Origin of the sequence: Variovorax sp. W2I14 (genome assembly GCF_050435205.1) — a bacterium.
Classification (GTDB): Bacteria; Pseudomonadota; Gammaproteobacteria; order Burkholderiales; family Burkholderiaceae_C; genus Variovorax; species Variovorax paradoxus_C.
On record NZ_JBNDJX010000001.1, the window covers coordinates 1,585,561 to 1,608,859 of the forward strand.

22 protein-coding genes and 1 pseudogene are annotated in these 23,299 nt (G+C 67.3%); 12 read left to right on the top strand and 11 right to left on the bottom strand.

Annotation, left to right across the window (positions count from 1 at the left end):
- Positions 1 to 201: 201 nt before the first annotated feature.
- The 3 genes and pseudogenes from QF040_RS07475 to QF040_RS07485 all read right to left on the bottom strand — a co-directional run.
- Positions 202 to 342, bottom strand: a pseudogene (locus QF040_RS07475) (short-chain dehydrogenase); the annotation flags it as partial.
- 282 nt (positions 343 to 624) lie between these two features.
- On the bottom strand, positions 625 to 975 hold the full coding sequence (locus QF040_RS07480; RefSeq protein WP_307506465.1) for an RNA recognition motif domain-containing protein: 351 nt from the start codon (positions 973 to 975) through the stop codon (positions 625 to 627).
- A 102-nt stretch (positions 976 to 1,077) separates the two neighbouring features.
- Positions 1,078 to 1,302, bottom strand: coding sequence for a hypothetical protein (locus QF040_RS07485; RefSeq protein WP_429610504.1), 225 nt, complete (start codon positions 1,300 to 1,302; stop codon positions 1,078 to 1,080).
- A 460-nt stretch (positions 1,303 to 1,762) separates the two neighbouring features.
- Between QF040_RS07485 and QF040_RS07490 the strand changes: the two genes are divergently transcribed.
- The gene (locus QF040_RS07490; RefSeq protein ID WP_429610505.1) at positions 1,763 to 2,050 is read left to right on the top strand and encodes a hypothetical protein; all 288 of its coding nucleotides are present in this window, start codon (positions 1,763 to 1,765) and stop codon (positions 2,048 to 2,050) included.
- Positions 2,051 to 2,255: 205 nt separating this feature from the next.
- Here QF040_RS07490 and QF040_RS07495 read toward each other — a convergent pair whose 3' ends face one another.
- Both QF040_RS07495 and QF040_RS07500 read right to left on the bottom strand, forming a co-directional pair.
- Positions 2,256 to 3,200 carry an ArdC family protein gene (locus QF040_RS07495; RefSeq protein WP_429610506.1) on the bottom strand — a complete coding sequence of 315 codons (945 nt, stop codon included), beginning with the start codon at positions 3,198 to 3,200 and terminating at the stop codon, positions 2,256 to 2,258.
- A gap of 752 nt (positions 3,201 to 3,952) precedes the next feature.
- Positions 3,953 to 4,315, bottom strand: coding sequence for a DUF2958 domain-containing protein (locus QF040_RS07500; protein ID WP_429610507.1), 363 nt, complete (start codon positions 4,313 to 4,315; stop codon positions 3,953 to 3,955).
- Between the two features lie 30 nt (positions 4,316 to 4,345).
- Between QF040_RS07500 and QF040_RS07505 the strand changes: the two genes are divergently transcribed.
- Both QF040_RS07505 and QF040_RS07510 read left to right on the top strand, forming a co-directional pair.
- Complete coding sequence (locus tag QF040_RS07505) at positions 4,346 to 5,038, top strand: type IV toxin-antitoxin system AbiEi family antitoxin domain-containing protein (protein ID WP_429610508.1); 693 nt, start codon at positions 4,346 to 4,348, stop codon at positions 5,036 to 5,038.
- Between the two features lie 115 nt (positions 5,039 to 5,153).
- Positions 5,154 to 5,321 carry a hypothetical protein gene (locus tag QF040_RS07510; RefSeq protein ID WP_429610509.1) on the top strand — a complete coding sequence of 56 codons (168 nt, stop codon included), beginning with the start codon at positions 5,154 to 5,156 and terminating at the stop codon, positions 5,319 to 5,321.
- A gap of 248 nt (positions 5,322 to 5,569) precedes the next feature.
- Here the strand turns inward: QF040_RS07510 and QF040_RS07515 are convergent, their stop codons facing one another.
- Together QF040_RS07515 and QF040_RS07520 are read right to left on the bottom strand one after the other, a co-directional pair.
- On the bottom strand, positions 5,570 to 6,103 hold the full coding sequence (locus QF040_RS07515; RefSeq protein ID WP_429610510.1) for an H-NS family nucleoid-associated regulatory protein: 534 nt from the start codon (positions 6,101 to 6,103) through the stop codon (positions 5,570 to 5,572).
- A gap of 164 nt (positions 6,104 to 6,267) precedes the next feature.
- A complete protein-coding gene (locus QF040_RS07520) occupies positions 6,268 to 6,564 on the bottom strand; it encodes a hypothetical protein (protein ID WP_429610511.1) in 297 nt (98 codons plus the stop codon).
- A gap of 279 nt (positions 6,565 to 6,843) precedes the next feature.
- On the opposite strand from QF040_RS07520, the gene QF040_RS07525 reads away from it, so the two are divergent.
- The 9 genes from QF040_RS07525 to QF040_RS07565 all read left to right on the top strand — a co-directional run bounded on the left by QF040_RS07525 (position 6,844) and on the right by QF040_RS07565 (position 17,889).
- Positions 6,844 to 7,401: a hypothetical protein gene (locus tag QF040_RS07525; RefSeq protein WP_429610512.1), complete on the top strand. Its 558-nt coding sequence runs from the start codon at positions 6,844 to 6,846 to the stop codon at positions 7,399 to 7,401.
- Between the two features lie 300 nt (positions 7,402 to 7,701).
- On the top strand, positions 7,702 to 8,052 hold the full coding sequence (locus QF040_RS07530) for a DUF2946 family protein (RefSeq protein ID WP_429610513.1): 351 nt from the start codon (positions 7,702 to 7,704) through the stop codon (positions 8,050 to 8,052).
- Between the two features lie 123 nt (positions 8,053 to 8,175).
- Positions 8,176 to 10,305: a TonB-dependent receptor gene (locus QF040_RS07535; protein ID WP_429610514.1), complete on the top strand. Its 2,130-nt coding sequence runs from the start codon at positions 8,176 to 8,178 to the stop codon at positions 10,303 to 10,305.
- 8 nt (positions 10,306 to 10,313) lie between these two features.
- Positions 10,314 to 11,060 carry an ABC transporter ATP-binding protein gene (locus tag QF040_RS07540; protein WP_429610515.1) on the top strand — a complete coding sequence of 249 codons (747 nt, stop codon included), beginning with the start codon at positions 10,314 to 10,316 and terminating at the stop codon, positions 11,058 to 11,060.
- Complete coding sequence (locus QF040_RS07545; RefSeq protein ID WP_429610516.1) at positions 11,057 to 12,475, top strand: DUF3526 domain-containing protein; 1,419 nt, start codon at positions 11,057 to 11,059, stop codon at positions 12,473 to 12,475. Before QF040_RS07540 ends, QF040_RS07545 begins: the two co-directional genes overlap by 4 nt.
- Positions 12,472 to 13,884 (top strand): DUF3526 domain-containing protein, encoded by a 1,413-nt coding sequence (locus QF040_RS07550; protein ID WP_429610517.1) that lies wholly within the window; start codon positions 12,472 to 12,474, stop codon positions 13,882 to 13,884. Before QF040_RS07545 ends, QF040_RS07550 begins: the two co-directional genes overlap by 4 nt.
- Positions 13,885 to 14,280: 396 nt before the next feature.
- Positions 14,281 to 15,666, top strand: coding sequence for a chromate efflux transporter (gene chrA / locus QF040_RS07555; RefSeq protein WP_429610518.1), 1,386 nt, complete (start codon positions 14,281 to 14,283; stop codon positions 15,664 to 15,666).
- A 10-nt stretch (positions 15,667 to 15,676) separates the two neighbouring features.
- A complete protein-coding gene (locus QF040_RS07560; RefSeq protein ID WP_429610519.1) occupies positions 15,677 to 16,630 on the top strand; it encodes a Fe-Mn family superoxide dismutase in 954 nt (317 codons plus the stop codon).
- Positions 16,627 to 17,889, top strand: a complete 1,263-nt coding sequence (locus QF040_RS07565) for an MFS transporter (RefSeq protein WP_429610520.1) — start codon at positions 16,627 to 16,629, stop codon at positions 17,887 to 17,889. Before QF040_RS07560 ends, QF040_RS07565 begins: the two co-directional genes overlap by 4 nt.
- 8 nt (positions 17,890 to 17,897) lie before the next feature.
- Here the strand turns inward: QF040_RS07565 and QF040_RS07570 are convergent, their stop codons facing one another.
- The 4 genes from QF040_RS07570 to QF040_RS07585 all read right to left on the bottom strand — a co-directional run bounded on the left by QF040_RS07570 (position 17,898) and on the right by QF040_RS07585 (position 23,299).
- Positions 17,898 to 18,953 (bottom strand): DMT family transporter, encoded by a 1,056-nt coding sequence (locus QF040_RS07570; protein ID WP_429610521.1) that lies wholly within the window; start codon positions 18,951 to 18,953, stop codon positions 17,898 to 17,900.
- A gap of 30 nt (positions 18,954 to 18,983) precedes the next feature.
- Positions 18,984 to 19,541, bottom strand: a complete 558-nt coding sequence (locus QF040_RS07575; protein WP_429610522.1) for a hypothetical protein — start codon at positions 19,539 to 19,541, stop codon at positions 18,984 to 18,986.
- Positions 19,542 to 19,691: 150 nt separating this feature from the next.
- Positions 19,692 to 20,078 (bottom strand): hypothetical protein, encoded by a 387-nt coding sequence (locus QF040_RS07580; protein WP_429610523.1) that lies wholly within the window; start codon positions 20,076 to 20,078, stop codon positions 19,692 to 19,694.
- A 77-nt stretch (positions 20,079 to 20,155) separates the two neighbouring features.
- A complete protein-coding gene (locus tag QF040_RS07585) occupies positions 20,156 to 23,299 on the bottom strand; it encodes an efflux RND transporter permease subunit (RefSeq protein WP_429610524.1) in 3,144 nt (1,047 codons plus the stop codon).

Sequence of the window (23,299 nt, forward strand, 5' to 3'; positions counted from 1 at the left end):
CACTCCCCCCAAGGCACCGGGGTGCCGCACCCGCATTCAATATCGCCTGGGCGTGCCCCCGCAGCCCCGTCGCAGCGCAGCGCTCAAGGCCGTCGCAGGCGTGCGGCACGTGCTGAGCACGCGCAGCGCGCGCAGGGCCTTGAAAGCGAGAACGAGGGGGTAGCCTTGAGGCTCACAGGCAAGCCCTCCCCGCCATCGGGGCCGTGGCGACACAAGGAACGTGAACAGGTCGGCAACCTCTTGCGGCCTGGCAGGTCGGCCCTGCGGAATCCCGCCGAGCGATTGCATGACGATTCGCTTGCCGCCCTCGTCGTCCGTGCCGGCTGCTCGGCCAAAGCGTTGATGAATTTCGAGCCGACTGGGGCCGATCCTTCATCACGATCCAGCACAGGAGGTGCGGCTTGCGCCAACGCTGTAAATACGTCACAAGCGCACTGCTCTGACAAGGCCTTCGCGCCTTCAAAATCGCTGATCTGCTGCACGTAGCGGCCCGCAACGTGCGCGCCTGCACAGCACTCATGGCGAAGGCTGCGTGGTGAGCCGGGAAGTATTGAGTCTGCGCTTGGCGAACGGACAAAGAAAACCGGCTCAGGCAGGCCGGTCTTTCAGAAGACGGGACCCAGGTCAGTAACGACCACCACCAAAGCCGCCGTTGCCGTAGCCGACGTCCGAACGTTTTGCTGCGCTGTAACCGGTTGCGCTATAGCCACCCGAGCCGCTCCCCTCTTCGCGGGGACGGGCCAGGTTCACCACGATCGAGCGTCCATCCACGGACATCCCGTTCAGGGCGGTGATCGCGGCTTGAGCAACCTCGGCAGAGGCCATTTCTACAAATGCGAAGCCCTTAGAGCGGCCGCTTTCGCGGTCCATCATGACCTTCGCCGTAGAAACTCGGCCGAACTCGGCAAAGTTGCTTTCGAGGATGGAATCGGTCACGGAAAAGGGAAGGTTGCCCACGTAAATTTTGACGCTCATGGAAAGAGCCTTTCTGAATGAAGGTGCGCGACGGCTGCCGCGACGGTGGAACTCGGATCTTCGGATCGGAAATCCGCAGCAAATGGCCGAGGTGCGTGAGATTTATGCCGGCAGATAGCCGGCACTCAGCGGGTGCGGCATGCACGTTTGCAGCCAGGCCTGCGTGACGGCAAGAAGCCGGGCGGCTTCGCGTGAAGCAAAGGCTTTGTCGAGTTGGAATACTCGGCCTGAGCTGCCGTCACTTTGAGGTCGATGGACCGAGAAAGAGGCGCGAAAACGGCCACAGTCGGTCGGATGTGTCGAGGGCGAAACGACGAACTTGCCCATGGAAATGCCGATATTTGGAATCTAATTCATCCGGAATTCGCAGGCTTGAATCAACCTGCGTGAGCTAACGAGGAAATCGGTTGGCTGCAGCTCTACAGACCAACAAGGCGACGAAGGTCGCAATACGGAGCCTGCATGAGGGATGAGTTTCACTCATGAACAGGAGTTGCGATACGGCACGAAAAAACCACTGCCGCTTCAACCGGCTCCATTATAACTTCGGCCGACGAATAGATGCCGATCATTAGTCCGTTTGATGTTAAGGAGTCGGGCAATCTCCGGCTGCGACGCATGGCACAGGTGCGACGCAGCCCGGATCAGACCGGTCATCGGGCGATGCGCGTAGCCCGAGCTCCCGCGACCAGAAACGAATCGCTCAGGTTTCGATCCACGTTGTCGCCTGCCGGATCGAGTCGCGCATTCAGACGCGGTTCAGGCCTGCGCTGCACATTTCGGCGCTATGACTTTGAAGAGCGGCAAGCGCGCCGGCGTTACCGGCATCCTTGAAGTGAGGCCGAAGGGCCCGGGTCCCGAGAACCAGTTCATCCAGTTGCGCCCGACACTGCACGGACGCGAGGCGGATGTATTGAAGGCGGTCGCCGACCTGCCTGTGGAAATTCTCACGCCCAAAGCGGCGGCGAGCGAACTCGTTCGCAGGAGGATCGACATTCCCTACTCGACGCTTGGCTCGATCCTGCGGCGGCTCGAGCGCAAAGGTGCGCTGCACCTGGGGCGCGTCAAGTCTTGAACCCTTGGGGCCGCCTGCGGCCGTCATGGACCCGGTCGACATGGTCGCGCCGAGACAAGTTGAAGGCATGTAGCGAGCCAAGACATCTGCAGTCTTGTATTGGAACGGCGCAACGCCGGCTGTCGATTCGCGCCTAGGGTCGGCTCGCACGAACGGCCGACTCGATGCTCCGCCCTTCCCTGGCCGACCTCAAGGGCAATGATCGTCAGTCCGGTGCCGCTGCCGCGAGCCCGTCTACCGCAGGCATCTCCCTCGCCACGATGAACGCGAAGGCTTCCTCGGCGAGCCGCGCCGCCGTGAAGATCGCCGTGCGGTCGCCGCGCAGCACCTGCAGCCAGGCGTCGATGTAGGCCGCGTGGCCCTCGACCGTGGCCTCGACCAGGCCGCAGTGCCCCATCACGAACGCACTGCCGAGCTCGGCCACCAGTTCCTCGAAGGCATAGGCCGCGTCACCGAAGCGGCGCCCGAAGCTGCGGTTCAGCCGCTCGGGATGGCCGGTCCAATGCACCAACTCATGCAACGCCGTTGCGCACTGCGCCTCGGCATTCGTGAACTGCCGCGGCCACGGCAGCCGGATTTCGTCGAGCGCGGGCAGGTACGCCGCCTGGTCGAAGCCGTGACGAATCGTCGCGTTGCAGCCTCCCAGCAGCCGCATCGCCCGCTCCACGGGTTCCCGCGGGCCCATCGGCGAAGCGATCCCCAGGTCCACCACCTCGAGCGGCAACCCGTCGATCTGCGCCACGTTGAACGCCCAGAACGGCAGGCACAGCAGCACGCCCGCGCGGGCACCGGCATCCGGGGCCACGACCTCTTCGTCCACACCGCCTTCGGACAGCGCGTCGTCGGCCTCGCTGCGGCGTTCGCGCGCCCTGCGCTCGAAGTGCGCGCACAGCACGCCGCGCTCGCCCTTGCGCACCTGGCCACCGAGACTTTGCGCCTGCCTGTAGGTCAGCCACACGTTGGACGCGTAGCCCGCCTCGATCGCTGCCTCCCACAGCAGCAGCACGTTCGCGCCGCGGTACGGTGCGCCGGTCTTGCCGTTGCGGGGCACGCCGCGCGCCGCCGCCCGCGTCCAGCGTTCGCGGAACACAGGGCCGCCCTTCTCCAGCATCGCGATGATGCGGTCCGTCACGACCTGCCGCACGTCCATGCGGTCACGATCCCGTGCAGTGATGCCTGCGGATTCGGCGACACCTTCACCTGCTTGGGGTGAGCCCTCGGGGGGTGCGGGGAGAACGCCCGTGGCTGTCCTGTTGCCAGGCCGCTTCGGGCCGCGCGCCCCGCGCGGGAGGGAACTGGAAGTCGAATTGGCGTGCATGGCCGGGCCTTTCTGCGGCATCTGCCGCGGTGGTTGAACATCTGCTTTCGGAGCCGCCTCGACGCATGGAAAGCGCGCGACAAGGGCCGATGTCCAGGGACCGCCCGCAAGCCGCAGCCGAGCGCAGCGAGGACCGGGTGAGGACGGAGGCAAAGCCCGCAGCCCTGGACAGCGGCCCGAGCGCGCTATGCGTCGGTCAAGAGGTGGTTTCGAATGCAGATCCAACGCGAACTGGCGGCAGACGGCCCCACGCAGCCATCGCGAACGCCGCGACCCGCAGAGGGCGCGCCACCCACACGCTGCGAAGCAGGCGATGCCACCTGAGCGTCGGAACCGCCGAACGCAAGGTGGGCGGCCTGGCCGGCTGCTGCCGTGCATGCACGGCCACTTGAGCGGCAACGGTCGAGAACCGACGAACATTGGCGCAATGCGGCGACCACGCCAACTATTCGATATCAGAGTCGACAGCCGCGCCCTTGACCACCGCCTGCGCGTAGCACGGCCGGCGTGTCGCCGGAACAGCAGACAACGAAGAGAGAAGAGAAGAACAAGAAAGGCCGCCGGCCGAGCCGGCGGCCGGGCCCTCAGGCCTGGATGCGGCCCGCCATGCGCGCCTCCTTCGCATAGGCACTCAGGCGCTTGACGGCCCGAAAGTGCAGGTCCTGCGCGATCGGCAGGCCCAGCATGCCGCGCACATCCGCCAGTTCGCTCAAGCTCACGCGACCCAGCTCGGGGAATCCGAGCCCGAGATCGCACAGCCCGAACGCGATGTCGTGGTCCCCGGGGTCGATCTCGCTCAGCAGCCAGGTGGCGCCGGCGTCCGGCGTGAACAGCTTGACCACGGGCAGCGGATCGAGGCCCGCCTCTGCCCGGGACTGCGCGCCGTTGACCAGCATCAGTTCGAACTGCACATCGGTGATGAAAGCAAAGTTGGAAATGGAAGCCATGACGTTCTCCTTGAACGGTTGCGGGCGGAATTGCCCGGGACCGTCGCCGGCACGCCGCAGCGCAGCAGTCAAGGTTCGAAGACGGCCGCAGGCCGCCAGCGCGCCATGGGACGCGCGCAGACCTTGACGGCGAGAACGGTGTGCCACCCTCAAGGTCGCAGCAAGGCCAGCTCATCCCCGCTCCGCCGCCTGTCCTTCTTCCGTCCAGTCTTCAAGCTCAGCCGACTGGTTTCAGCCGGCAAGCTCGACCGCATCGCCCGCGGCATCTACAGCCTGCCGGGACGCGCGCTCAGCGAGCACCGGTCTCTGGCCGAGGCAGCCCTGCGCGTGCCGCGTGGCGCGGTATGCCTGCTGTCGACGCTGCGGATCCATGGCATCGGCACGCAGGCCCCGTTCGAGGCCTGGTTGGCAATCCCCCATCACTCGCCCACACCCCGGCTGGACCAGCCTGCTCTGCGCGTGGTGCGCATGTCGGGGACGGCTCTGACCGAAGGCGTTGAGCCGTTCGAGGTCGATGGCGTGAAGGTCCCGGTGTTCAACGCGGCCAAGACGGTCGTCGACTGTTTCAAGTACCGCAACAAGATCGGCCTCGACGTGGCGCTGGAAGCGCTGCACGATGGCTGGTCGCGGCGCAAGCTGACGATGGATGCGCTCTGGCACTACGCCAGAGTGGATCGCGTGGTCAACGTCATGCGGCCCTATCTGGAAAGTGTCACCGCATGAGCCGCAGCCTCGCGGCCTCCATCCGAGCCCGCTTGAAGCAGCACGCCGATACCGCGCAGCCGAGGCCACGTTCGAGCGGCGGGGGCTGGCGATACCCACTACCCTCTCCTCGGGCTTGAGCGACGCATTCGTGCAGGATGCTGCGAAGCAAAGGCAATGGGCTGCCTTCCTGAAAAAGAATCGACTCGAGGCCCTGGACCTCGCCGAGGTCGTCGCGCGGTTGCGCGGCGTGTTCCAGAAACTCGCGGCCTCTGACGGATCGAGCCTCTCCAATCCGCACTGAACAAACGACCTTTACCGCAGCGCAGCTTCAGCAGGTTCTTGACGACCACATGCAGGAAGGGCTCTACCTGGAGTACGAGCGTGGTGCAGCATTGGCGCCATCGGATGGGTCAAGGCAGGAATTCATAGAGGACTGCGCGGGTTTCGCGAACGCCGGCGGGGGACGATCTTGTGTAGGAATCGCTGAAGAAGAAGTCGAGGGCCTACCCGCTCCACTGCCCCATCGCTGGCCGGTCAGCCGCAGCCAGCCTAGGCCGCGAAGTCGGCCAAGGTCTTGCCACGGGCAAGACCTTCACTCAGCCAGCGTGGTTTTCGCCCGCGCGTGCCACCGACCCAGATTTCTCCACCAGGCCCGCGATAGCGCGGCCCCGTCGCGACGACAGCAGCGCGCCGCGTCGCCGCCTTGCCGCTCAGGCCAAGCTCCTTTGCGGAGATGCCGTATTCGGCGATCTTTGCGCGCACATCCTGAACGACGGCGCCGAGCTCGTCGGCGCGCTGCTTTGCGGCGGCGGCCTTGAGTTGTTCGATCTGCGCTGCATGCGCCTTGATCTGCGCTTCGATGTCCGCGATTGAGTGAGTTGCCATTGCTGATCTTGGTTTGGTGAACGAGAAACTATAAAGGCGAACCCCGACGCCGCAGACGGGAGTTACCCCTTGCGCCCCATGACTCGCAACGGGGCACTGAGTGCTGGATGCGGGAAGATCTTCCTCGATAGCGCCTGCCATATGGGCGGGGCCAAAAAAGGCAGTTTGCACACCCTCAATCCCTTTGGCCCATCGCATTTGCCAGGCCGCCAGTACCCCTGTTCCTTTTGATCATGGCGCGGTCGACATCTGCCGTCGAACAACGGCGCCATCAGAACTGCACGGCTTTCGAACGTCCGCCTATGCAGGCGAAAAGCGGGATGCGGTAGGCGAAGGAATCGCCTGATCTGCCGAGATAGAGGTCAAGGACGAGGCTCGTTGCCCCTGCCGCCAACCTTCTCAACCAGGCTTGGCGCTGTCGGCACTCTGGCGAGCGTGAGCTCGATCGACCGTTTCAGTTCACTCGCATACAGGTGTTGAGCGGATTGAGCGATCGTCATCAGCGACTTGGAAGCAAACTTCTCTATCTCCGTCGCCGCGCCGCTGAGCCCCGGCACCTCGACCTTTTTCGTGATCAGGCGCTGGACGTCGAAGGCCGCAGACATCGCGCGTGAGGCATGTTCGCGCAAGCCAGCGAGGTAAGAGATGGGTTCGTGCATGAGCGATTGTCACGAAGGCAAGACCCGGCTCCGCACACGATCGGCTTCGTCCTACGCCTCTGCGACTCGACCATGCCGACGGCCTGCCGCTTGTGAGATTGCGGCAGTCCCCGTTGGCGCAGGGAACAAAGAGCCCGGCCGCAGCGGCCGGGCAAAGATTTACAGCAGGACTACGGGAGCCCCGTAGGCGTCGAAATGTACGATGTCCGCTTGGCTTGAAGATGTCGGACAAGTTTGATATTTTGATTCCCGTCACCGGTACGTTTCACGTTCCACGCCATGAGTAGAACCGCATCCAGCCACGCCATTCAGAAGGCGCGCCAGGCAGATATCACTGTCACGCTGCCGCCCTCACTGTCTACCGAGTCACAAATCAGCGCACTCCGAAAAGCCGGGATCCCGATGGACCGGTTTGGGGAGGCAATCTCTGGAGACTTGTTCATGCGGACCGCGGGCCGCACACAGAAGCGAGTACAGGTTTTTCGCTGGTTTGGACCGAGTGCCAAAGAGGCTGCTTCCACACGGCCGGTGAACCCGGTCAGCGTTGCCGGCCCGATCGACTACATCAGGGTCTGGCGGCAACTGGAACGGCGGGCCCTGCTGGAACTCAGGGCTCTGAACCAGAAGCTTTTCGCGTACCTGGATGGAGTGGGCCCTGCCCCCGAGCCAGACGAATTAGCGGCTGTGAAGCGCGCCTATGCAGAGGCGCATCGCGGCCTGCTTGCTGCACTGGCAGAGATGAATCGATGGTATCCGCTTCGGTATGAAGGCGCTGTTCATGGCGCGCGCCCCATTGACGCCATGAATGGCAAAACAGCGCCCTGTTCTTTTTCGTAGTCGGGCCATCGGCGCAGCCTGCGAAGAGGCACGCTGCTTTCACCAGCTGAGTTCAAGACACGCCGATCGGCCCACGAGCGATTGTTCGTCATACGAACCGCCGATTAGGGACGCCGAACTCGATTTGTTTGGGCGATTCGCGCCGCAGTGTTGCGAGACAGACCTGTGCGTCCGGCAATCTGACGCATGTGGCTTTGCGACAGTGCCGAAAAATCTCGGCGTTGCCAATGATGCAGGCCAGCCAGTGCCAGGCATGGCGCGGTTCGAGGAGATAATGGCGCCGGCACCTACCGCAACTCGATGTCATTAAAGAAACCCCTCGTCTGGTTCCTGCTCGTCGCCACGCTGTTCAGCGCGTGGACCGGGGTGCTGCACGCGCACGAAGAGGGCACGCCGCAGCAGTGGGCGGCAACGGCCTTGGTCGATGGGGGCTTGGCCGAGGACGACGGCGCTCCCGACGTTGACGGCGAATGCCACTGCCTCTGGTGCGCGCCGCAGCTGCATGCGGCCGCTGCGGCATGCGACCAGATCGTGCGTATCGCGTTGCTGGAGACCGCGGCAAGCCCGCCGCGCTGGTCTGTCGCGAGCCCGGTCCCGGCATTGCCCCGGGGCAGCGTTCCCCCGCCACGCGGGCCGCCGCTGCACGCATAGGCGTGCGCGCCTGCGCGCCCTCCCCACCTCCTGCCTTCACAGCCGTCGCGTCCCTTTCGAGGCGGCGCTTCCTCGTCTTTTCTCCGGAACTCCGGTGCCGCATCGCGGTGCCGGCGCGAACCCATGACCCCATCTTTTCGTGTCGGGCGGTGCGCCCCGACGCCCCTCGTCCTGGCGATCGCCAGCCTTGCCCATCTTGCCGCGACGTCGAGCCACGCGCAGCCGGCACCTGCCGCCGGCACGCTCGCCGAAGTCCACGTGACGGCCGAGGGCGGCCCTGTCGACCTTCAGGGCAAACGAAGCGCCGTCACCGCGGACTCGACGGGCCTGCCTTCGGGCGTGACCGTCATCACGGCCGAGGAGATCGGCACCCTCAACATCGGGCGCGACATCTCGAACGTGTTCCGCCGCGTGCCGGGACTCGTGGCCAACAACATCGACCAGGGCGACACCGCGAACGGCTTCCGGATGCGCGGCTTCGCCACCCAGGGCACGCATGGCGCCGACACCGCGGTGTACGTCGACGGCGTGCCGCAGAACATGCCGTCGAGCCAGGGCGGCGCGGGCCACGGCCCAGCGTTCCTTGAATGGCTCACGCCCGGGATGATCGGTCGCATCGATGTCATCAAGGGACCGGTCTCGGCGCTCTACGGTGACCAGAACCGTGCCGGTGCGGTGAGCATCGAGACGCCGAGCGGGCCGGTCCCCTCGAGCGTCGGAATCTCGCTCGAGCGCTACGGCGGCCGCCAGGCCTCGCTGGTGTTGTCCAACGAGTTCGGCAGGGCCGACGCCGACGCGGCCCCGGGCGTCCGCTCGCTGCTGGTGGCCGACAGCTACCGCACCGACAGCTATCGGCGCGACGGCCGCATCGCGCGCGACAACCTGTTCTGGAAGCTGTCGACGCGCCTCGGCGACGGCATCTACAGCCTGCGGGTGAACCACTACCGTTCGGAGTCGGTCGCGCCGGGCTACCTGCTGCTGTCCGATCTGCGCGCCGGCCGCGCCGATCCGCGCGCCACGCAGTTCGATCTTCCGGGCTTCGGCAGCGGCGAGCGCACGGGGCTGGTGTTCAACCGGGCGCCCGCGCAGGGCGAGGCCGGCTGGCATGCCACGGCCTATGCCGAGCGCTTCGAGCGCGTGCGCGGCATTGCCACCAGCGCTGTGCAGCACACCGTCGGCAGCGACGACCGCAACTTCTACGGCGGCCGCCTGGCGCAGAACTTCGTCTTCGGCGACCGCGCGTCGCTCATCGTGGGCGGCGAGCTGCGCCGCGACGAGGGCGATGCGCAGCGCCGCATCTGGCGCGACGGCGTGTCGACGGCCAACTACATCAACAGCCAACGGCTCGACCTCCTCACCTACGGCCTGTTCGCGCAGGCCCAGTACAAGCCCTTGTCCAACCTCAAGCTGATGGGCGGCATCCGCCGCGACTGGTTCGACTACGACATCGGCAACCGCAAGCTGCCGGCCGCGAGCACGAACTACAAGGATGCGGTGACCACGCCCAAGCTGGGCGTGGTGTGGAGCGCCCTGCCCACGCTCGACCTGTTCGCGAACGCGGCCGAAGGCTTCCGCTCGCCGGCCGCCGAGCAGATCAGCAGCAGCGGCGGCACCGGACCGCTGGGCGCGCGCGGCGGCACGGTCTACGAAGTGGCACCGACAAAGGTGCGCTCCTACGACATCGGCTACACGGCGACGCCGATGCCGGGCCTGACGACTTCCGGCGTGCTCTACCGCACGCTCAACCAGGACGAGATCGTGGCCCAGGCCGACGGCTCCTTCCGGTCGGTGGGCAACACCACCCGCCGAGGCTACGAACTCGAAGCCCGTTGGCAGGGCTCGGCGGCGTGGTCGCTCTACGCGAGCTACGGGCGCATCCTCGAGGCGCGGGCCAACAACCCGCTGCCCAATACCGGCGCGCACCTGTCGGTGCCGCGCGACCAGGTCAAGCTGGGTGCCGAGTACCGCCGCAACCTGGGACCCGGCCGCCTCACGCTCAACGCCGATGCCTACCTCACCGCGGGCAATCCGTACTACATGGGCTCGCCCCAAGTGCAGCTGCGCACCATGCCCACCTACACGCGCTACGACCTCAAGGCGAGCTACGACTGGCGCAGCTACCAGTTCTCGGTCTTCGCCGTCTTCCAGCCGCACGCGTTCGCGGCCGACATCGCCTACGGCTCGCCCGCGGGGCTGCTGGTCTCGCCGCAGCCCAGGACCCAGGTCGGCGCCTCGATGCGCTATTTCTTCTGAGCACCGCCATGCAGGACCATCAGGATCACCCGACCCTTGCGATCCGCGGCCTCGTGGTGCGGCGCGGCGCGCGCACCACCATCGACGGCCTCGACCTGTCGGTGGCGGCCGGCGAAGTCTATGCACTGCTCGGCGGCAATGGCGCCGGCAAGACCACCACGCTCGACGTGCTGCTGGGCTTCGTCGCGCCGGCCGCGGGCGATGTGCGGGTCGACGGCCTCTCGCCGGCGAGGGACGGCGCCGCCGCGCGTGCCCGCCTGGCCTACCTGCCGGAGAACGTCGCGCTCTATCCCTACCTGAACGGCATCGAGAATCTGCAGTACTTCTGCGCCCTGGCGGGCATTCGCATGGCCGAGTCGGCCGCCCGCGACCTGCTGCTGCGCGCCGGCCTGCAGGCCGCGTCGCACAACGCACGAACCGGCACCTACTCCAAGGGCATGCGGCAGAAGGTCGGGCTGGCCATTGCCCATGCCAAGCACGCCAAGGCGATGCTGCTCGATGAGCCGACTTCGGGCCTGGACCCGGCCGCGGCCAACGACTTCGCGCAACGCATCCGCGCCGCGGCGCAGGCGGGCATGGCGGTGCTGATGGCCACGCATGACCTCTTCAATGCCAGGCAGGTGGCCGACCGCATCGGCATCCTGCGCGCCGGGCGCCTGGTGGCCGAGTTCGATGCGCATGCCGTGACGCACGAAGCGCTCGAGCGGGTCTATCTGGCCCATGCGCGAGAGTCCGCGGTGGGAGAGGCCGCATGATCGGCGTCGCCCTGCGAAAGGAATGGCGCGCGATCGTGCGGGACCGGCGCTTTGCCGTGCTCGCGCTGGCGCTCGCCCTGCTGCTCGCTGGCGTGCTGGCCGTCACCGCCCGCCAGCACCGGTTGCTGGCCGACGAGAAGGCGCAGGTCGCGGCGGCCGCGCGCCAGCAATGGGACACGCAGGGCGACAAGCACCCGCACCGCGGCGCCCATTTCGGGCACTACGTGTTCCGGCCTGAATCGGCGCTGGCCGGGGTCGACCCCGGTCTGGACGCGTACGTCGGGCAGGCGCTGTGGCTGGAGCCGCACCGGCGCAACATGACGCGCTTTCGCCCGGCCGCCGACGAGCTGCCGTCGGTGCGCTGGGGCGGGTTCACGCCGGCCTTCGTGCTGATTGCGCTACTCCCCTTGCTGATCATCGCGTTCGGCTTCAACGCCGTGAGCCAGGAGCGCGAGAGCGGCACCTTGCGCATGCTGCATGGCGCAGGCGTCGATGCGCGCAAGCTGCTGTGGGCCAAGTTCGCGGCACTGCTGACCGTCTTCGGTGCCGCCGTGCCGCTGGCCATGGCGGCGGGGCTGGCGCTTGCGCCGGCCGGCAGTGGTGCCGACATGGCCACGCTGGCGCGCGCCGCGGTGATGGCGCTCGCTGGGGTGGCGTATTGCGCCTGCCTGGCGGCCCTCGTGCTGTGGGTGTCGGCGCGCGCCTCGCGCAGCCGCCAGGCGCTCCTCGTGCTGCTGGGGCTGTGGGTGGCCTTCGTCTTCGTGGTGCCGCGCATGGGCGCGGCCGCGGCGCAGCAGGCGGTGCCGCTGCCCTCGCCCGAAGCCTTCTGGCGCGCCATCCAGCACGACTACGCGCAGGGCCTCGATGGCGACGGCGACCTTGCCGCGCGGGGCCGGCGCGTCGATGCGCAGCTGCTGCAGACCTACGGCGTGGCACGGATCGAGGACCTGCCCGTTGGCGCCGCACCGCTGCGCCGGCTGGCGCGCGACGCCTACGCCGACCGGGTGCATGCGCTGCACTTCGGCGACCTGTGGACGCGCTACCAGCGGCAGGAAGACGTGCTGCGGCTGGCGGCCGTCCTGAGTCCTGCCGTCGCGATGCGCGGGCTGTCCATGAAGATGGCCGGGACCGACCTGGCGCACCAGCGGCATTTCGAGGAGGCCGCAGAAAACTACCGGCGCCGCGTCAACGCCGCGATCGACCAGTGGGACGTCGACAACACGCGCGGCCTGACGTCCTTCGAGTCACGCTACGGCGGCGATGCGCTGTGGCGCTCGGTGCCGCCCTTTGTCTATGTGCCGCCGGGCATCGGCTTCGCGCTGCGCCATGCCTGGGTGGACCTCGTTGTGCTGACCACATGGGCGGCGGCGGCGATCGCGCTGCTCCTCGGTTCCGCCCGGAGGTTGGCGCCATGAGGCTGATTCTTCTTGCTGAATGGCGTCGACTGGTCCGCGAGCGCACAAGCCTGTGGGTGCTGGCCCTGCTGTCGTTCGTGCTCGGCGCCGCGGCCTGGTCTTCGGGGTTGGACGCGCGCGGATGGCGCGCTCAGACCGATCAGTTGGCCAGCGAGTGGTCCGCGGCGCGGGCGCGTGCCGCCGAGGCGGCCCGTGCGGAAGACGCGCGCACGCCGCGCAACGAGGATCGCGCGGTGATGGCCGCCTTTCAGTTCGCGCGCGGCGAAGCGCCGCCGGCGGCGCTGCCCGCACTGGGCGGTCTTGCGCTGGGAACCGGCGGCTTCGAGTTGCTGGCACCGACCCTGCGCGCCACGGTGGAGAGCCGCCATACCGACAGCCGCAAGAGCGAGCGCTTCGACAACCCGCTGTTCAGCGAATCGGGCACGCCCGACCTGTCAACTTGCATCGCGCTGTTGCTGCCCCTTGCATTGCTCGGCCTGTGCGGCGGCCTCCTCCAGCAGGCGCGCGAGGACGGCACCTGGCGGCTCGTGGTCGCGCAGTGCCCGCGGCCCGGACGCGTGCTCGCCGCGGCGCTGGGCTGGCGCGCGCTCGCCGCATGGAGCGTTGCCGCGCTGGCTTCGGCCATCGCCTTCGCGCTCGACCCCGGAGCCACTGCCTTGGCGCTCGCCGCTTGGCTCGCGACGTTGGCGGCCTTCGTCGCGGCATGGACGGTGCTCGCGGGCTTCTTCTGCCTGCTGCGCGTGTCCTCTTCGGCTGCGGTGCTGGGCGCGCTCTCGGTCTGGCTGCTGAGCAGTTTTGCGGTGCCCGTGGGGCTGGCCTGGGCGGCCGACCGGCAGGCGCGCATGCCTTCGAGGCTCGAAGCGATCGTCCATGTGCGCCATGCGCAGCAGCGTGCGGAGACGCAGATGGACGCGTTGGTGCAAGGCTGGTATGCCGCGCATCCGTCGGACCGCCCCGCCACGCGCACCAGCCACACCTGGCCGGTCACCTACATGCCACGCTACCTCGCGCAGGATCGCGAGATCCGTCCGCTGATGGCGGCTTTCGACGAGGCACGTGCGCGGCGCTATGCCTTCGTCGAGCGCTGGTCCTGGCTCAGCCCCGGCCTCGCGCTCGAGATGACCGCGGACCGGCTGGTGGGCATCGATGCCGGGCGCTACGCACGCCATGTGCAGGCGGTGAATCTGCACGAAGATGCCTGGCGCGACTTCTTCGTGCCGCGGATCATGAGCTACCGCGGCATGACCGCGCTGGACTACGCGAACGTGCCGGTGTTCACCGTGCAGACGCCCGCGTCGTCCAAGACCTGGCGCCATGCCGCGGCGCTGGCTGCGCTGGCAGTCGCGGGCCTGGCGCTGCTGCTGGTGTGCCCGCGATCGCGACGCCTCACGCGGCGGCTGCGTACATGAAGATCACAGCCGCCACTGGATAGAGATTGCCGGTGATGTCCAGATCCGGCGTCATCAGCGGCCCGATGATGATTGAGAACAGCAATGTCGATTGCTGACCGATGCGGCGATTTTCAGTTGAACGCGATGACCGCTTTGGGAAACCATGACCGGCAGTTCAGGGGCCCATTCTTGCCGTGGGGGGTTTCCCGTAGGAACGACTGCTACGCGGCCGAAAGCGTTCGCTCATTCAAGCGCATGCATTTTCCGTCCTTACAGGTCAGAGCCGATCTTTTCCCCCCGAAGGGCGACAGATTCAAGCAGTGCTACGATAAAGGCATCGGGAAAACAGCCTCCCGGTCTGCAAAGTTAGACGGTGTCCCGTCCAAGCGCTGGTGACTCATAACGGAGCTATCCGTGGACACCGCCTTGCCTGACGCACCTTCCGCATCCCCCGCGCTTTCTGCGCCCCCCCAGCCCGTTTCCTTCACAGAAGCCCTGCGCTTCTGGCTCAAGCTCGGCTTCATCAGCTTCGGCGGACCCGCCGGGCAGATCGCGATCATGCATGCCGAGCTGGTCGAGCGGCGGCGCTGGATCAGCGAGAAGCGCTTTCTTCATGCGCTGAACTTCTGCATGCTGCTGCCCGGTCCCGAGGCCCAGCAGCTCGCCACCTACATCGGCTGGCTCATGCACCGCACGCGGGGTGGCATCGTGGCCGGTGCGCTGTTCGTGCTGCCTTCGCTGTTCATCCTGATCGCGCTGTCGTGGATCTACCTGCGCTTCGGCCATGTGCCGGTGGTGGCCGGCATCTTCTACGGCATCAAGCCGGCCGTCACCGCACTGGTGCTGCACGCGGCGCACCGCATCGGCAGCCGCGCGCTGAAGAACCGGTGGATGTGGGGCATTGCCGCCGCCGCGTTCGTTGCGATCTTCGCGTTCGACACGCCGTTTCCGGCGATCGTGCTGGCAGCCGGCCTGATCGGTCACTTCGGGGCGCGCTGGGCGCCCGGGGTTTTCGCACTCGGCGGCGGACATGGCAGTGCCAGTCAAAGCTACGGTCCGGCGCTGATCGACGACGACACGCCGGCGCCGCCGCACGCGCGCTTCTCGCGCTCGCACCTCGTCAAGATCCTCGCGATCGGCCTGGGCCTCTGGCTGCTCGCCATGGGCGTGCTCGTCGCCACGCAGGGACTGCAGGGCACGCTCACGCAGATGGGCTGGTTCTTCACCAAGGCGGCATTGCTGACCTTCGGCGGCGCCTATGCCGTGCTGCCCTACGTCTACCAGGGTGCCGTCGAGAACCACCAGTGGCTGTCGGGCGCGCAGATGATCGATGGCCTGGCCCTGGGCGAGACGACGCCGGGTCCGCTCATCATGGTCGTGGCCTTCGTCGGCTTTGTCGGCGGATGGCTGAAACAGGTGCTGGGGCCGGATTCGTTGTTCCTGGCGGGGGCGCTGGCCGCAACCGTCGTGACCTTCTTCACCTTCCTGCCCTCGTTCATCTTCATCCTCGCCGGCGGGCCCGCCATCGAGGCCACCCACGGCAAGCTGGGCTTCACCGCGCCGCTGTCGGCGATCACCGCGGCGGTGGTAGGCGTGATCCTGAATCTGGCGCTTTTCTTCGCGTACCACGTGCTCTGGCCGCAGGGCTTCGGCGGCCGCTTCGACGCCGTGTCGGCGCTGATCGCCGTCGCGGCGGCCATCGCCTTGTTCCGCCTCAAGATCGGCGTGATGCCGCTGCTCGGTGCCTGCGCGGCCATCGGTTTGGCAGTCACATTCATTCTTCCCTTGCTGTCGCGTTGAAGGAGCTGCCATGGACCTGCAAACCCGACCGCTGCCCTTCGACTCGACCGCACTGCGCGGCCTCTCGTCGAAGCTCCTGAGCAGTCATCACGAGAACAACTATGGCGGCGCGGTGAAGCGCCTCAACGCCATCCGCGCTCAACTCGCCGCGATGCCGCTCACTTCGACGCCGGGCTTCCAGCTCAACGGCCTGAAACGGGAAGAGCTCATCGCCACCAACTCGATGCTGCTGCACGAGCTGTACTTTGCGTCCCTTGGTGGCGATGCCCAGGCGATGGAACCCGCCATGGCGCTCGCGCTGGCCGCCAGCTTCGGCAGCGTGGAGCGGTGGCGCGACGAGTTCACCGCCATGGGCAAGGCCCTGGGCGGAGGCTCTGGCTGGGTGCTGCTCACCTTTCAGCCGCGTGAAGGCACTCTGGTGAACCAGTGGGCTGCAGACCACACCCACGCAATCGCCGGCGGCACGCCCATCCTCGCACTGGACATGTACGAGCATGCCTACCACCTGGACCATGGCGCCGCGGCCGGCGCGTACGTCGATGCATTCATGGACAACATCCACTGGGCCCGGGTGTACGAGCGCTACCAGCATGCCGTTCATGCCGCCAGTGAATCCTTCGGCGCGACGCAGGATGAAGTGGCCGGATCGATGCTGCTCGACGTGCGCCGCGCCGGCGTGTTCGACCGGGCAGAGACGATGATCCCGGGCGCCCACTGGCGCGACCCGTCTCTCGTCGACGGTTGGGCCCGCGAATTGGCGCCCGACCGCGAGTGGATCGTGTATTGCGTCTACGGCCACGAGGTGGGTCGCAGCACCGCGATGCGGCTGCGCGCCGCAGGCCTGAACGCGCGCTACCTGCGCGGCGGCATCGACGGTTGGCAGGCCGCTGGCCGGCCGCTCCAGGCCAAGCCGGCGAGCCAGGAAAGCGTTGGCGCGGCGTGCCGACCCGGGCACGCCCGATGAGCGCCACCGCCGTGCCTCCTGCCCGCGTGGGTCTCGCGCGCCTGCTGCCCGTCGGTGTCGATCCCGGCGCGCTGCCGCTGCTCGCCGCGCGAGGCGTTCGTGCCTTCGGCGACGGATACATGGCGGTGCTGCTGCCGGCCTACCTGCTGTCGATCGGGCTCGGCACGCTGGAGGTGGGCATCGTCAGCACGGCGACGATGCTGGGCTCCGCGCTTGCGACGCTCGCGGTCGGCGCCTGGGGCTATCGCTTCGCCGGGGGACGACTGTTGCGCGGCGCCGCACTGCTGATGGCGGCCACCGGTCTGGGCTTTGCAGGCTTGTCCTCATTCTGGCCTTTGCTGGTCGTCGCGCTCGTCGGCACGCTCAACCCCAGTTCCGGCGATGTGAGCGTGTTTCTTCCGCTTGAGCATGCGCGGCTGGCGGCGGCGGCACAAGGCCATGCACGGACCGCCTTGTTCGCCCGCTACAGCCTTCTGGGCGCCCTGTGCGCTGCCTTGGGTGCACTGGCTGCGGCGGTGCCGGACTGGCTGGTTCGCCACAGCGACTTCGCGCGCCTGGACGCCCTGCGCGGCATGTTCGTGATCTACGCGGCGATCGGCCTGGTCGTCTTCTGGCTCTACCGGAATCTGCCGGCCCATGTGGGCACCGGCAACGTCGACAGCGTGCCCGTCGCGCCCGCAGCCCTCGGACCTTCACGCCGCGTCGTGGTACGGCTGGCGGCCCTCTTCAGCGTCGACGCGTTTGCCGGCGGGCTGACGGTCAACGCGCTGATGTCGCTGTGGCTGCTGGAGCGATTCGGCCTGTCGCTGGCTCAGGCTGGCGTGTTCTTCTTCTGGACCGGCCTTCTCGGTGCGGCGTCGCAGCTTGCCGCCCCGTTGGTCGCGCGGCGCATCGGGTTGCTCAACACCATGGTCTTCACGCACCTGCCGGCCAATGTCTGCCTGGTGCTGGCCGCGCTGGCGCCGAGCTTGCCGCTCGCGCTGGGCCTGCTGATGGTCCGCAGCGCACTGTCGTCGATGGATGTGCCCACGCGAACGGCCTATGTGATGGCGGTCGTGACGCCTGCGGAGCGCAGCGCTGCGGCGAGCTTCACCGCCGTGCCGCGAAGCCTGGCCGCGGCGATCAGCCCGACGCTCAGCGGCGCACTGTTCGCAGCTGGGTGGATCTCATTGCCGCTCATCGCCTGCGGGCTTCTCAAGATCACTTACGACCTCGCACTCTGGCGTGCCATGCGGCGCGATCGGCTCGACGGGGAGTGATCGCAAGGTCAGTGAATGTGCTGGTGATGGGCATCCGGAACGTGGCCATGCGCGTGGCGAACCGGCGCATGCACATGAGGATGGCTGTGCGATCCCACGGGAAGCACATCGTGCGTGTGATCGTGGTGGCCATCATCGTGGCGATGCGCGTGCTCGTGCTCCAACGGTTCATGTGCGTGCTCATGGCCGTGCGACTCCGCCAGGTGCAGCGCCACGCCCAGCATCATCAGGATGCCGCCGGCTGCCATTGCCCACGTGCCGCTGCGGTCACCCAGTGCGATTGCAAAGGCAGCGCCGATGAACGGCGCGAAAGCGAAGACCGACCCGGTCCGCGCCGCACCGAAGGCCCGCTGGGCGAGCAGGTAGAAGCGCAGGCTCACCCCATAGCCGCTCGCGCCGATGGCGAACAGCACCAGCGCGGCGCCTGGCGTCGGCCAAGGCTCGCCGAACAGCCATGCCAGCAGCGTCGTTGCCATGGTCCCGATCGCAGCCTTTCCGAGCACGACCTGCCCTGGATCGCGCTCTGCCAGCGCGCGAGAGAGCGTGTTGTCCGCCCCCCATGCGGCGGTGGCAACCAGCACGGCGAGCATGCCCCACAGCTGCGTGCCGCCGCTGCGTCCCTGGTCCAGCACCAGCGCCACCCCGCCGGCCAGCAGGAGCAGCATGGCGCCCCACACGCGCCGGTCCATCGTCTCCTGGTACAGCAGCCGCGCGAGCACTGCCGTGAACAGCGCTTCGAGCGTCAGCATCAGCGAAGCGCTCGTGCCGCTCGTGTGTTGCAAACCCCAGGCCAGCGCCACGGGTCCGAGCACCGCACCAAAGGCAGCCATCGACAAGAGCCGCGGGAAGTCGCTCCGCATCACGCGCGCTTCCCGCTCTATCCGCTGACGGGATCCCAGGCCGACGGCCGCCGCGCCCGCATAGAGCAAGGCGGCGGTCGTGAAGGCGCCCAAGCCCTTGCCGAAATGCTGCACGAGCGGCGTGCTGACCCCGAAGAGAAGCGCTGCGAGCAACGCGAGCAATCCGCCCCTCACCGCAGGCAGAGAGAGATGCCGCGTAGTCATAGCCGGAAGGTGGGTTGTGAAGCCACTCGCTTATCGCGCCCCTTCAATGCGTACGAGTGCCCCAGTTCGGGCATCGAAGATGCCCACATCAAGCACAATGCCCGGGCGTCGCTGGTCGTAGACGCTCACGTCGACGTATTGAGGCTCCGCATCAGGGCGGCGCATCAGCCAGGCGCCGGCAGGCACCTGCCGGCTCAGCGCCCCACATCGACCAGGAGGCGGCTGGTGGCCGGCAGGTCTACCGGGATACCAGATCCGGCACTCGCCGGGTGGAGGCAAGTGGCCGTCGGGAATGCGCAGGTTGGAATAGCCGTGATCGTGAAACCAGGTGCGGCCGCCTTCACGACGTGAGCGTTTCTCGCCATCCTTGTGCTCGTACTTGCCCCTGTGATCCTTGTATTCGTACTTGCCGTCCTTGTGCTCGAACTTGCGTTCGCCGTCTTTGTATTCGTACTTGTGCTCGCCACGCCCCTCACGTCTTTCCTTCCCCCTCGACTCGTCTTTGTCCGGGTCGGCATAAGCCACGCCCGATGCGAGAACGAGCACAGCCGCGCTGACCAGCCCAATCAACGTTGTTTGAATTTGCATAAAAGCCTCCTTGTTGCCAAGAACTCAACGCAACAGTCTGCCCTCTTGATGACCAACAGGGTTAGGAGAGGTAGCCAGGCGCAGCAGTGCGAAGAGTCGAAACCAGTATCGAGGTGGGGCGCGAGCGGATTCCCTCAACGATGCTGTGTGCTACTTGATCGTGAAGCGGACCGTCGTCGTCTTGCGCCCCTCCGTCACCGCAGCAACCACCTTGGCGCCCTTGCCGAGCTTGACGCCCTTGGCTTCCAGCTTGTTGCCGCCTACCGGCTTCAGTTCGGCTTCCGACTTCTCGGCGCCGTTGAGAACGGTCAGCTTGCCGCTCATCTGCTTGACGTCGTAGTCGTCGTCGTGATCGACCACGTAGAGGGCCGCGCCGTCGGCGGCAGGCACGAGTTCGAAAGACATGTCGCTCGCGGTCTGCACCACACCGCCGTGGCGGGCCGGCGCGGCGCCATGGGCCAGCGCGGGCATGGTGGCCACGGCCGATAAGGACAGCACGAGTGCAGCGCAAAGATTCTTGAATGCCTGGAGTTTCATGATGATCGGGTTCCTGTGTTCATTTTCGGCGCACTTCGAGAGGCGGCGCCGAGGGGGCCTTGGGAACGGGGACTGCGTCAGTACGCCTCCTGGGGCGCGGCCGGAATGCCGGCTTCGGCAGGCTGTGCTTCGAGCAGGCGTTCGGTCGCGCGCCGCCCGAAAAGCCAGAAGAGAACCGGCGTCAGCAGCGTGTCGAGCAGCGTCGAGCTGACCAGGCCGCCGAAGATCACGACCGCGACCGGATGCAGGATTTCCTTGCCCGGCGCATCGGCCGCCAGCAACAGCGGCGTGAGTGCGAAGGCGGCGACCAGCGCGGTCATCAGCACGGGCGTCAGCCGCTCGAGCGAGCCGCGCACGACCATGGCCTGCCCAAAGGTTTCCCCTTCGAACCTGCACAGGTTGATGTAGTGGCTGACCTTCAGGATGCCGTTGCGCGTGGCGATGCCCGCCAGCGTGATGAAGCCCACCATCGACGCCACGGAAAGACTCACCCCTGTGAGCCACATCGCCACCACGCTCCCGATGAGCGCGAGCGGGATGTTGGCCATGATGATGCCGGCCAGCACGGCGGACTTGTAGCGCGCGTACAGCACCAGGAAGATCATCGCCAGCGAGATCAGCGACAGGCCCACGATGAGCTTCACCGCCTGCTCCTGCGCCTGGAACTGGCCTTCGAGGCTCACGAAGGTGCCCGGTGGCAGGTTGGTCTTCGCGATCACCGCGCGGATGTCTGCGATCACCCGGCCCATGTCCGATCCGTCGGTGTTCGCGTACACCACGATGCGCCGCCGGCCGTTCTCGCGCCCGATCTGATTGGGTCCATCGGTTTCCTCGACCGTCGCGATGGCCGACACTGGGAGCCGCCCCGCGGGCGTGTCGATCAGCGTCGCCGCCAGGTCCTGCGGGCTGCGCTTGCCGTCGGGCAGGCGCAGCACGAGGTCGTAGCGCCGCGGGCCGTCGACGATCTCCGCACCGTGGGCGCCGTCCGTCAGCGCCTGCAGGATGCGGATCGCCTCGCCGGGCGAGAGGCCCGTCTGGGCGAGCTTGCGCTGGTCCAGGCGCACGGTGATCTGCGGGATCAGCACCTGCTTTTCCACCGTCAGGTCGACCAGGCCCGGCACGCCCGAGAGCCCCAGGCGCATCTGTTCGCCCAGGCCGCGCAGCGTGTCGGTGTCGTCGCCGAAGATCTTCAGCGCGATCTGGGCGCGAACGCCTGACAGCAGATGGTCCAGCCGGTGCGAGATTGGCTGGCCGACCGCGACCTGCGCGGGCAGCACGGCAAGCCGCGCCCGGATGTCCGCCATCACCGCCTCGCGGCTGCGCGCAGAGCGTTTCAGGTCCACGTCGATCTCGGCCGAGTGCACGCCTTCGGCATGCTCGTCGAGTTCGGCGCGGCCGGTGCGCCGGCCGACCTGCGTCACCTCGGGCACCTCGGCGATCAGCGTCTCGGCCAACGCGCCCATGCGGTTGGCCTCGGCCAGCGCCGTGCCGGGGTTGAACACCATGCCCAGCACCAGCGAGCCTTCGTTGAAGGCCGGCAGGAAGGCGCGAGGAAAGAACGGCACGCTCGCAGCGGCCACCGCGACCGCCAGCGCCGCGATGACGATCAGCAGCTTCGCGCGTCCGAACGACCAGCCGAGCACCTTTTCGTCCCAGCGCTTCAGCCGCGCGACCAGAGCGCTGTCGCCATGGTCCAGCCGCTTCATCTTCGGCAGCAGGTAATGGCACAGCACCGGCGTCACGGTTATCGACACGAGCATCGAGGCCAGGATGGACACGATGTAGGCAATGCCCAAGGGCGAGAACAAGCGGCCTTCGATGCCCGGCAGCGCGAAGAGCGGCACGAACACCAGCACGACGATCACCGTGGCGTACACGATGCCCGAGCGCACCTCGACGCTGGCCTGACGCACCACTTCCATCGTCGACAGAGGGTTGCCCGCCGCACGGTTCTGCTTGAGCCTGCGCACGATGTTCTCGACGTCGACCACCGCGTCGTCGACCAGTTCGCCAATGGCGATGGCGAGGCCGCCGAGCGTCATTACGTTGATCGATTGTCCGAGCAGCTTGAACGCAAGCGCGGTGACCGCCAGCGAGAGCGGAATCGCCACCAGCGAAATGACCGTGGTGCGCGCCGAGAGCAAAAACGCGAACAGCACGATGGCCACCATGATCGCGCCGTCGCGCAGCGCCTCGCTCACGTTGCCGATGGACGACTCGATGAAGTCGGCCTGACGGAACAGCACCTTGGGCGGCGCGAGGCCGGGTGGCAGGCCCTGCTTCAATTCGCCCAGGGCGGCTTCGATGGCGCCGGTGAGCTGCACCGTGTCGGCCGCGGGCTGCTTCTGCACGCTCACGATCACCGCGGGCGCGCCGTTGTAGCCGGCGTCCCCGCGCTTCATTGCGGCTGCATAGCGCACCTCGGCCACCTGGCTCAGCAGGATGGCGCGGCCGTCCTTCCAGGCCACGGCGATACCTTGAAGGTCTTCAACGCGGTTCGTGCGCGCGACGTGCCGGATCAGGTACTCGCGGCTGTTGAGGTCAATGAAGCCCCCAGCCGCGTTGCCTGCGAAGCCGCGCAGCGCCTGCTCGACCTGCGTGAGCGAGATGCCGAACTGAGCCATGCGCGCCGTGTCGGGCTCCACGCGCAACTGCCGCACATCGCCGCCGATCGGGATCACCTGCGACACGCCGGCGATCGACAGCAGGCGCGGCCGCAGCACGAAGTCCGCGTACTCGCGTGCCCGCATCGGGTCGGCGGCGGTCTTGCCGTCGCCCGTCGACAACGGCAGCGCGATCAGCATCACCTCGCCCATGATCGAGGAGACCGGGCCCATGACCGGCGCAATGCCCGTCGGCAATTGCTCGCGCACCTGCGCCAGGCGCTCGGCCACGAGCTGGCGGTTGCGGTACACGTCGGTGCCCCAGTCGAACTCGGCGTAGACGATGGACAGGCCCACGCCCGAGGTCGAGCGCACGCGGGTCACGCCCGGCATGCCATTGAGCGCCGTTTCCAGCGGGAAGGTGACGAGCTGCTCGACCTCCTCGGGCGCCATGCCGCCGGCCTCGGTCAGCACCGTCACCAGCGGCTTGTTGAGGTCGGGGAACACATCGACCGGCGTGCGCCACGCGGTGATGGCGCCATAGACCAGCAGCAGCAGCGCAATCGCGAGCACGAACAGGCGGTTGTGCAGGCTGTTTCGAACGATCCAGTTGAACAT

What these genes read in the sequence shown, in the direction of transcription:
- QF040_RS07480 (WP_307506465.1), bottom strand. Translation starts at nt 975, where the DNA reads ATGAGCGTCAAAATTTACGTGGGCAACCTTCCCTTTTCCGTGACCGAT.
- QF040_RS07485 (WP_429610504.1), bottom strand. Translation starts at nt 1,302, where the DNA reads ATGGGCAAGTTCGTCGTTTCGCCCTCGACACATCCGACCGACTGTGGC.
- QF040_RS07490 (WP_429610505.1), top strand. Translation starts at nt 1,763, where the DNA reads ATGACTTTGAAGAGCGGCAAGCGCGCCGGCGTTACCGGCATCCTTGAA.
- QF040_RS07495 (WP_429610506.1), bottom strand. Translation starts at nt 3,200, where the DNA reads ATGGACGTGCGGCAGGTCGTGACGGACCGCATCATCGCGATGCTGGAG.
- QF040_RS07500 (WP_429610507.1), bottom strand. Translation starts at nt 4,315, where the DNA reads ATGGCTTCCATTTCCAACTTTGCTTTCATCACCGATGTGCAGTTCGAA.
- QF040_RS07515 (WP_429610510.1), bottom strand. Translation starts at nt 6,103, where the DNA reads ATGCGATGGGCCAAAGGGATTGAGGGTGTGCAAACTGCCTTTTTTGGC.
- QF040_RS07520 (WP_429610511.1), bottom strand. Translation starts at nt 6,564, where the DNA reads ATGCACGAACCCATCTCTTACCTCGCTGGCTTGCGCGAACATGCCTCA.
- QF040_RS07525 (WP_429610512.1), top strand. Translation starts at nt 6,844, where the DNA reads ATGAGTAGAACCGCATCCAGCCACGCCATTCAGAAGGCGCGCCAGGCA.
- QF040_RS07530 (WP_429610513.1), top strand. Translation starts at nt 7,702, where the DNA reads ATGTCATTAAAGAAACCCCTCGTCTGGTTCCTGCTCGTCGCCACGCTG.
- QF040_RS07535 (WP_429610514.1), top strand. Translation starts at nt 8,176, where the DNA reads ATGACCCCATCTTTTCGTGTCGGGCGGTGCGCCCCGACGCCCCTCGTC.
- QF040_RS07540 (WP_429610515.1), top strand. Translation starts at nt 10,314, where the DNA reads ATGCAGGACCATCAGGATCACCCGACCCTTGCGATCCGCGGCCTCGTG.
- QF040_RS07545 (WP_429610516.1), top strand. Translation starts at nt 11,057, where the DNA reads ATGATCGGCGTCGCCCTGCGAAAGGAATGGCGCGCGATCGTGCGGGAC.
- QF040_RS07550 (WP_429610517.1), top strand. Translation starts at nt 12,472, where the DNA reads ATGAGGCTGATTCTTCTTGCTGAATGGCGTCGACTGGTCCGCGAGCGC.
- QF040_RS07560 (WP_429610519.1), top strand. Translation starts at nt 15,677, where the DNA reads ATGGACCTGCAAACCCGACCGCTGCCCTTCGACTCGACCGCACTGCGC.
- QF040_RS07565 (WP_429610520.1), top strand. Translation starts at nt 16,627, where the DNA reads ATGAGCGCCACCGCCGTGCCTCCTGCCCGCGTGGGTCTCGCGCGCCTG.
- QF040_RS07570 (WP_429610521.1), bottom strand. Translation starts at nt 18,953, where the DNA reads ATGACTACGCGGCATCTCTCTCTGCCTGCGGTGAGGGGCGGATTGCTC.
- QF040_RS07575 (WP_429610522.1), bottom strand. Translation starts at nt 19,541, where the DNA reads ATGCAAATTCAAACAACGTTGATTGGGCTGGTCAGCGCGGCTGTGCTC.
- QF040_RS07580 (WP_429610523.1), bottom strand. Translation starts at nt 20,078, where the DNA reads ATGAAACTCCAGGCATTCAAGAATCTTTGCGCTGCACTCGTGCTGTCC.
- QF040_RS07585 (WP_429610524.1), bottom strand. Translation starts at nt 23,299, where the DNA reads ATGTTCAACTGGATCGTTCGAAACAGCCTGCACAACCGCCTGTTCGTG.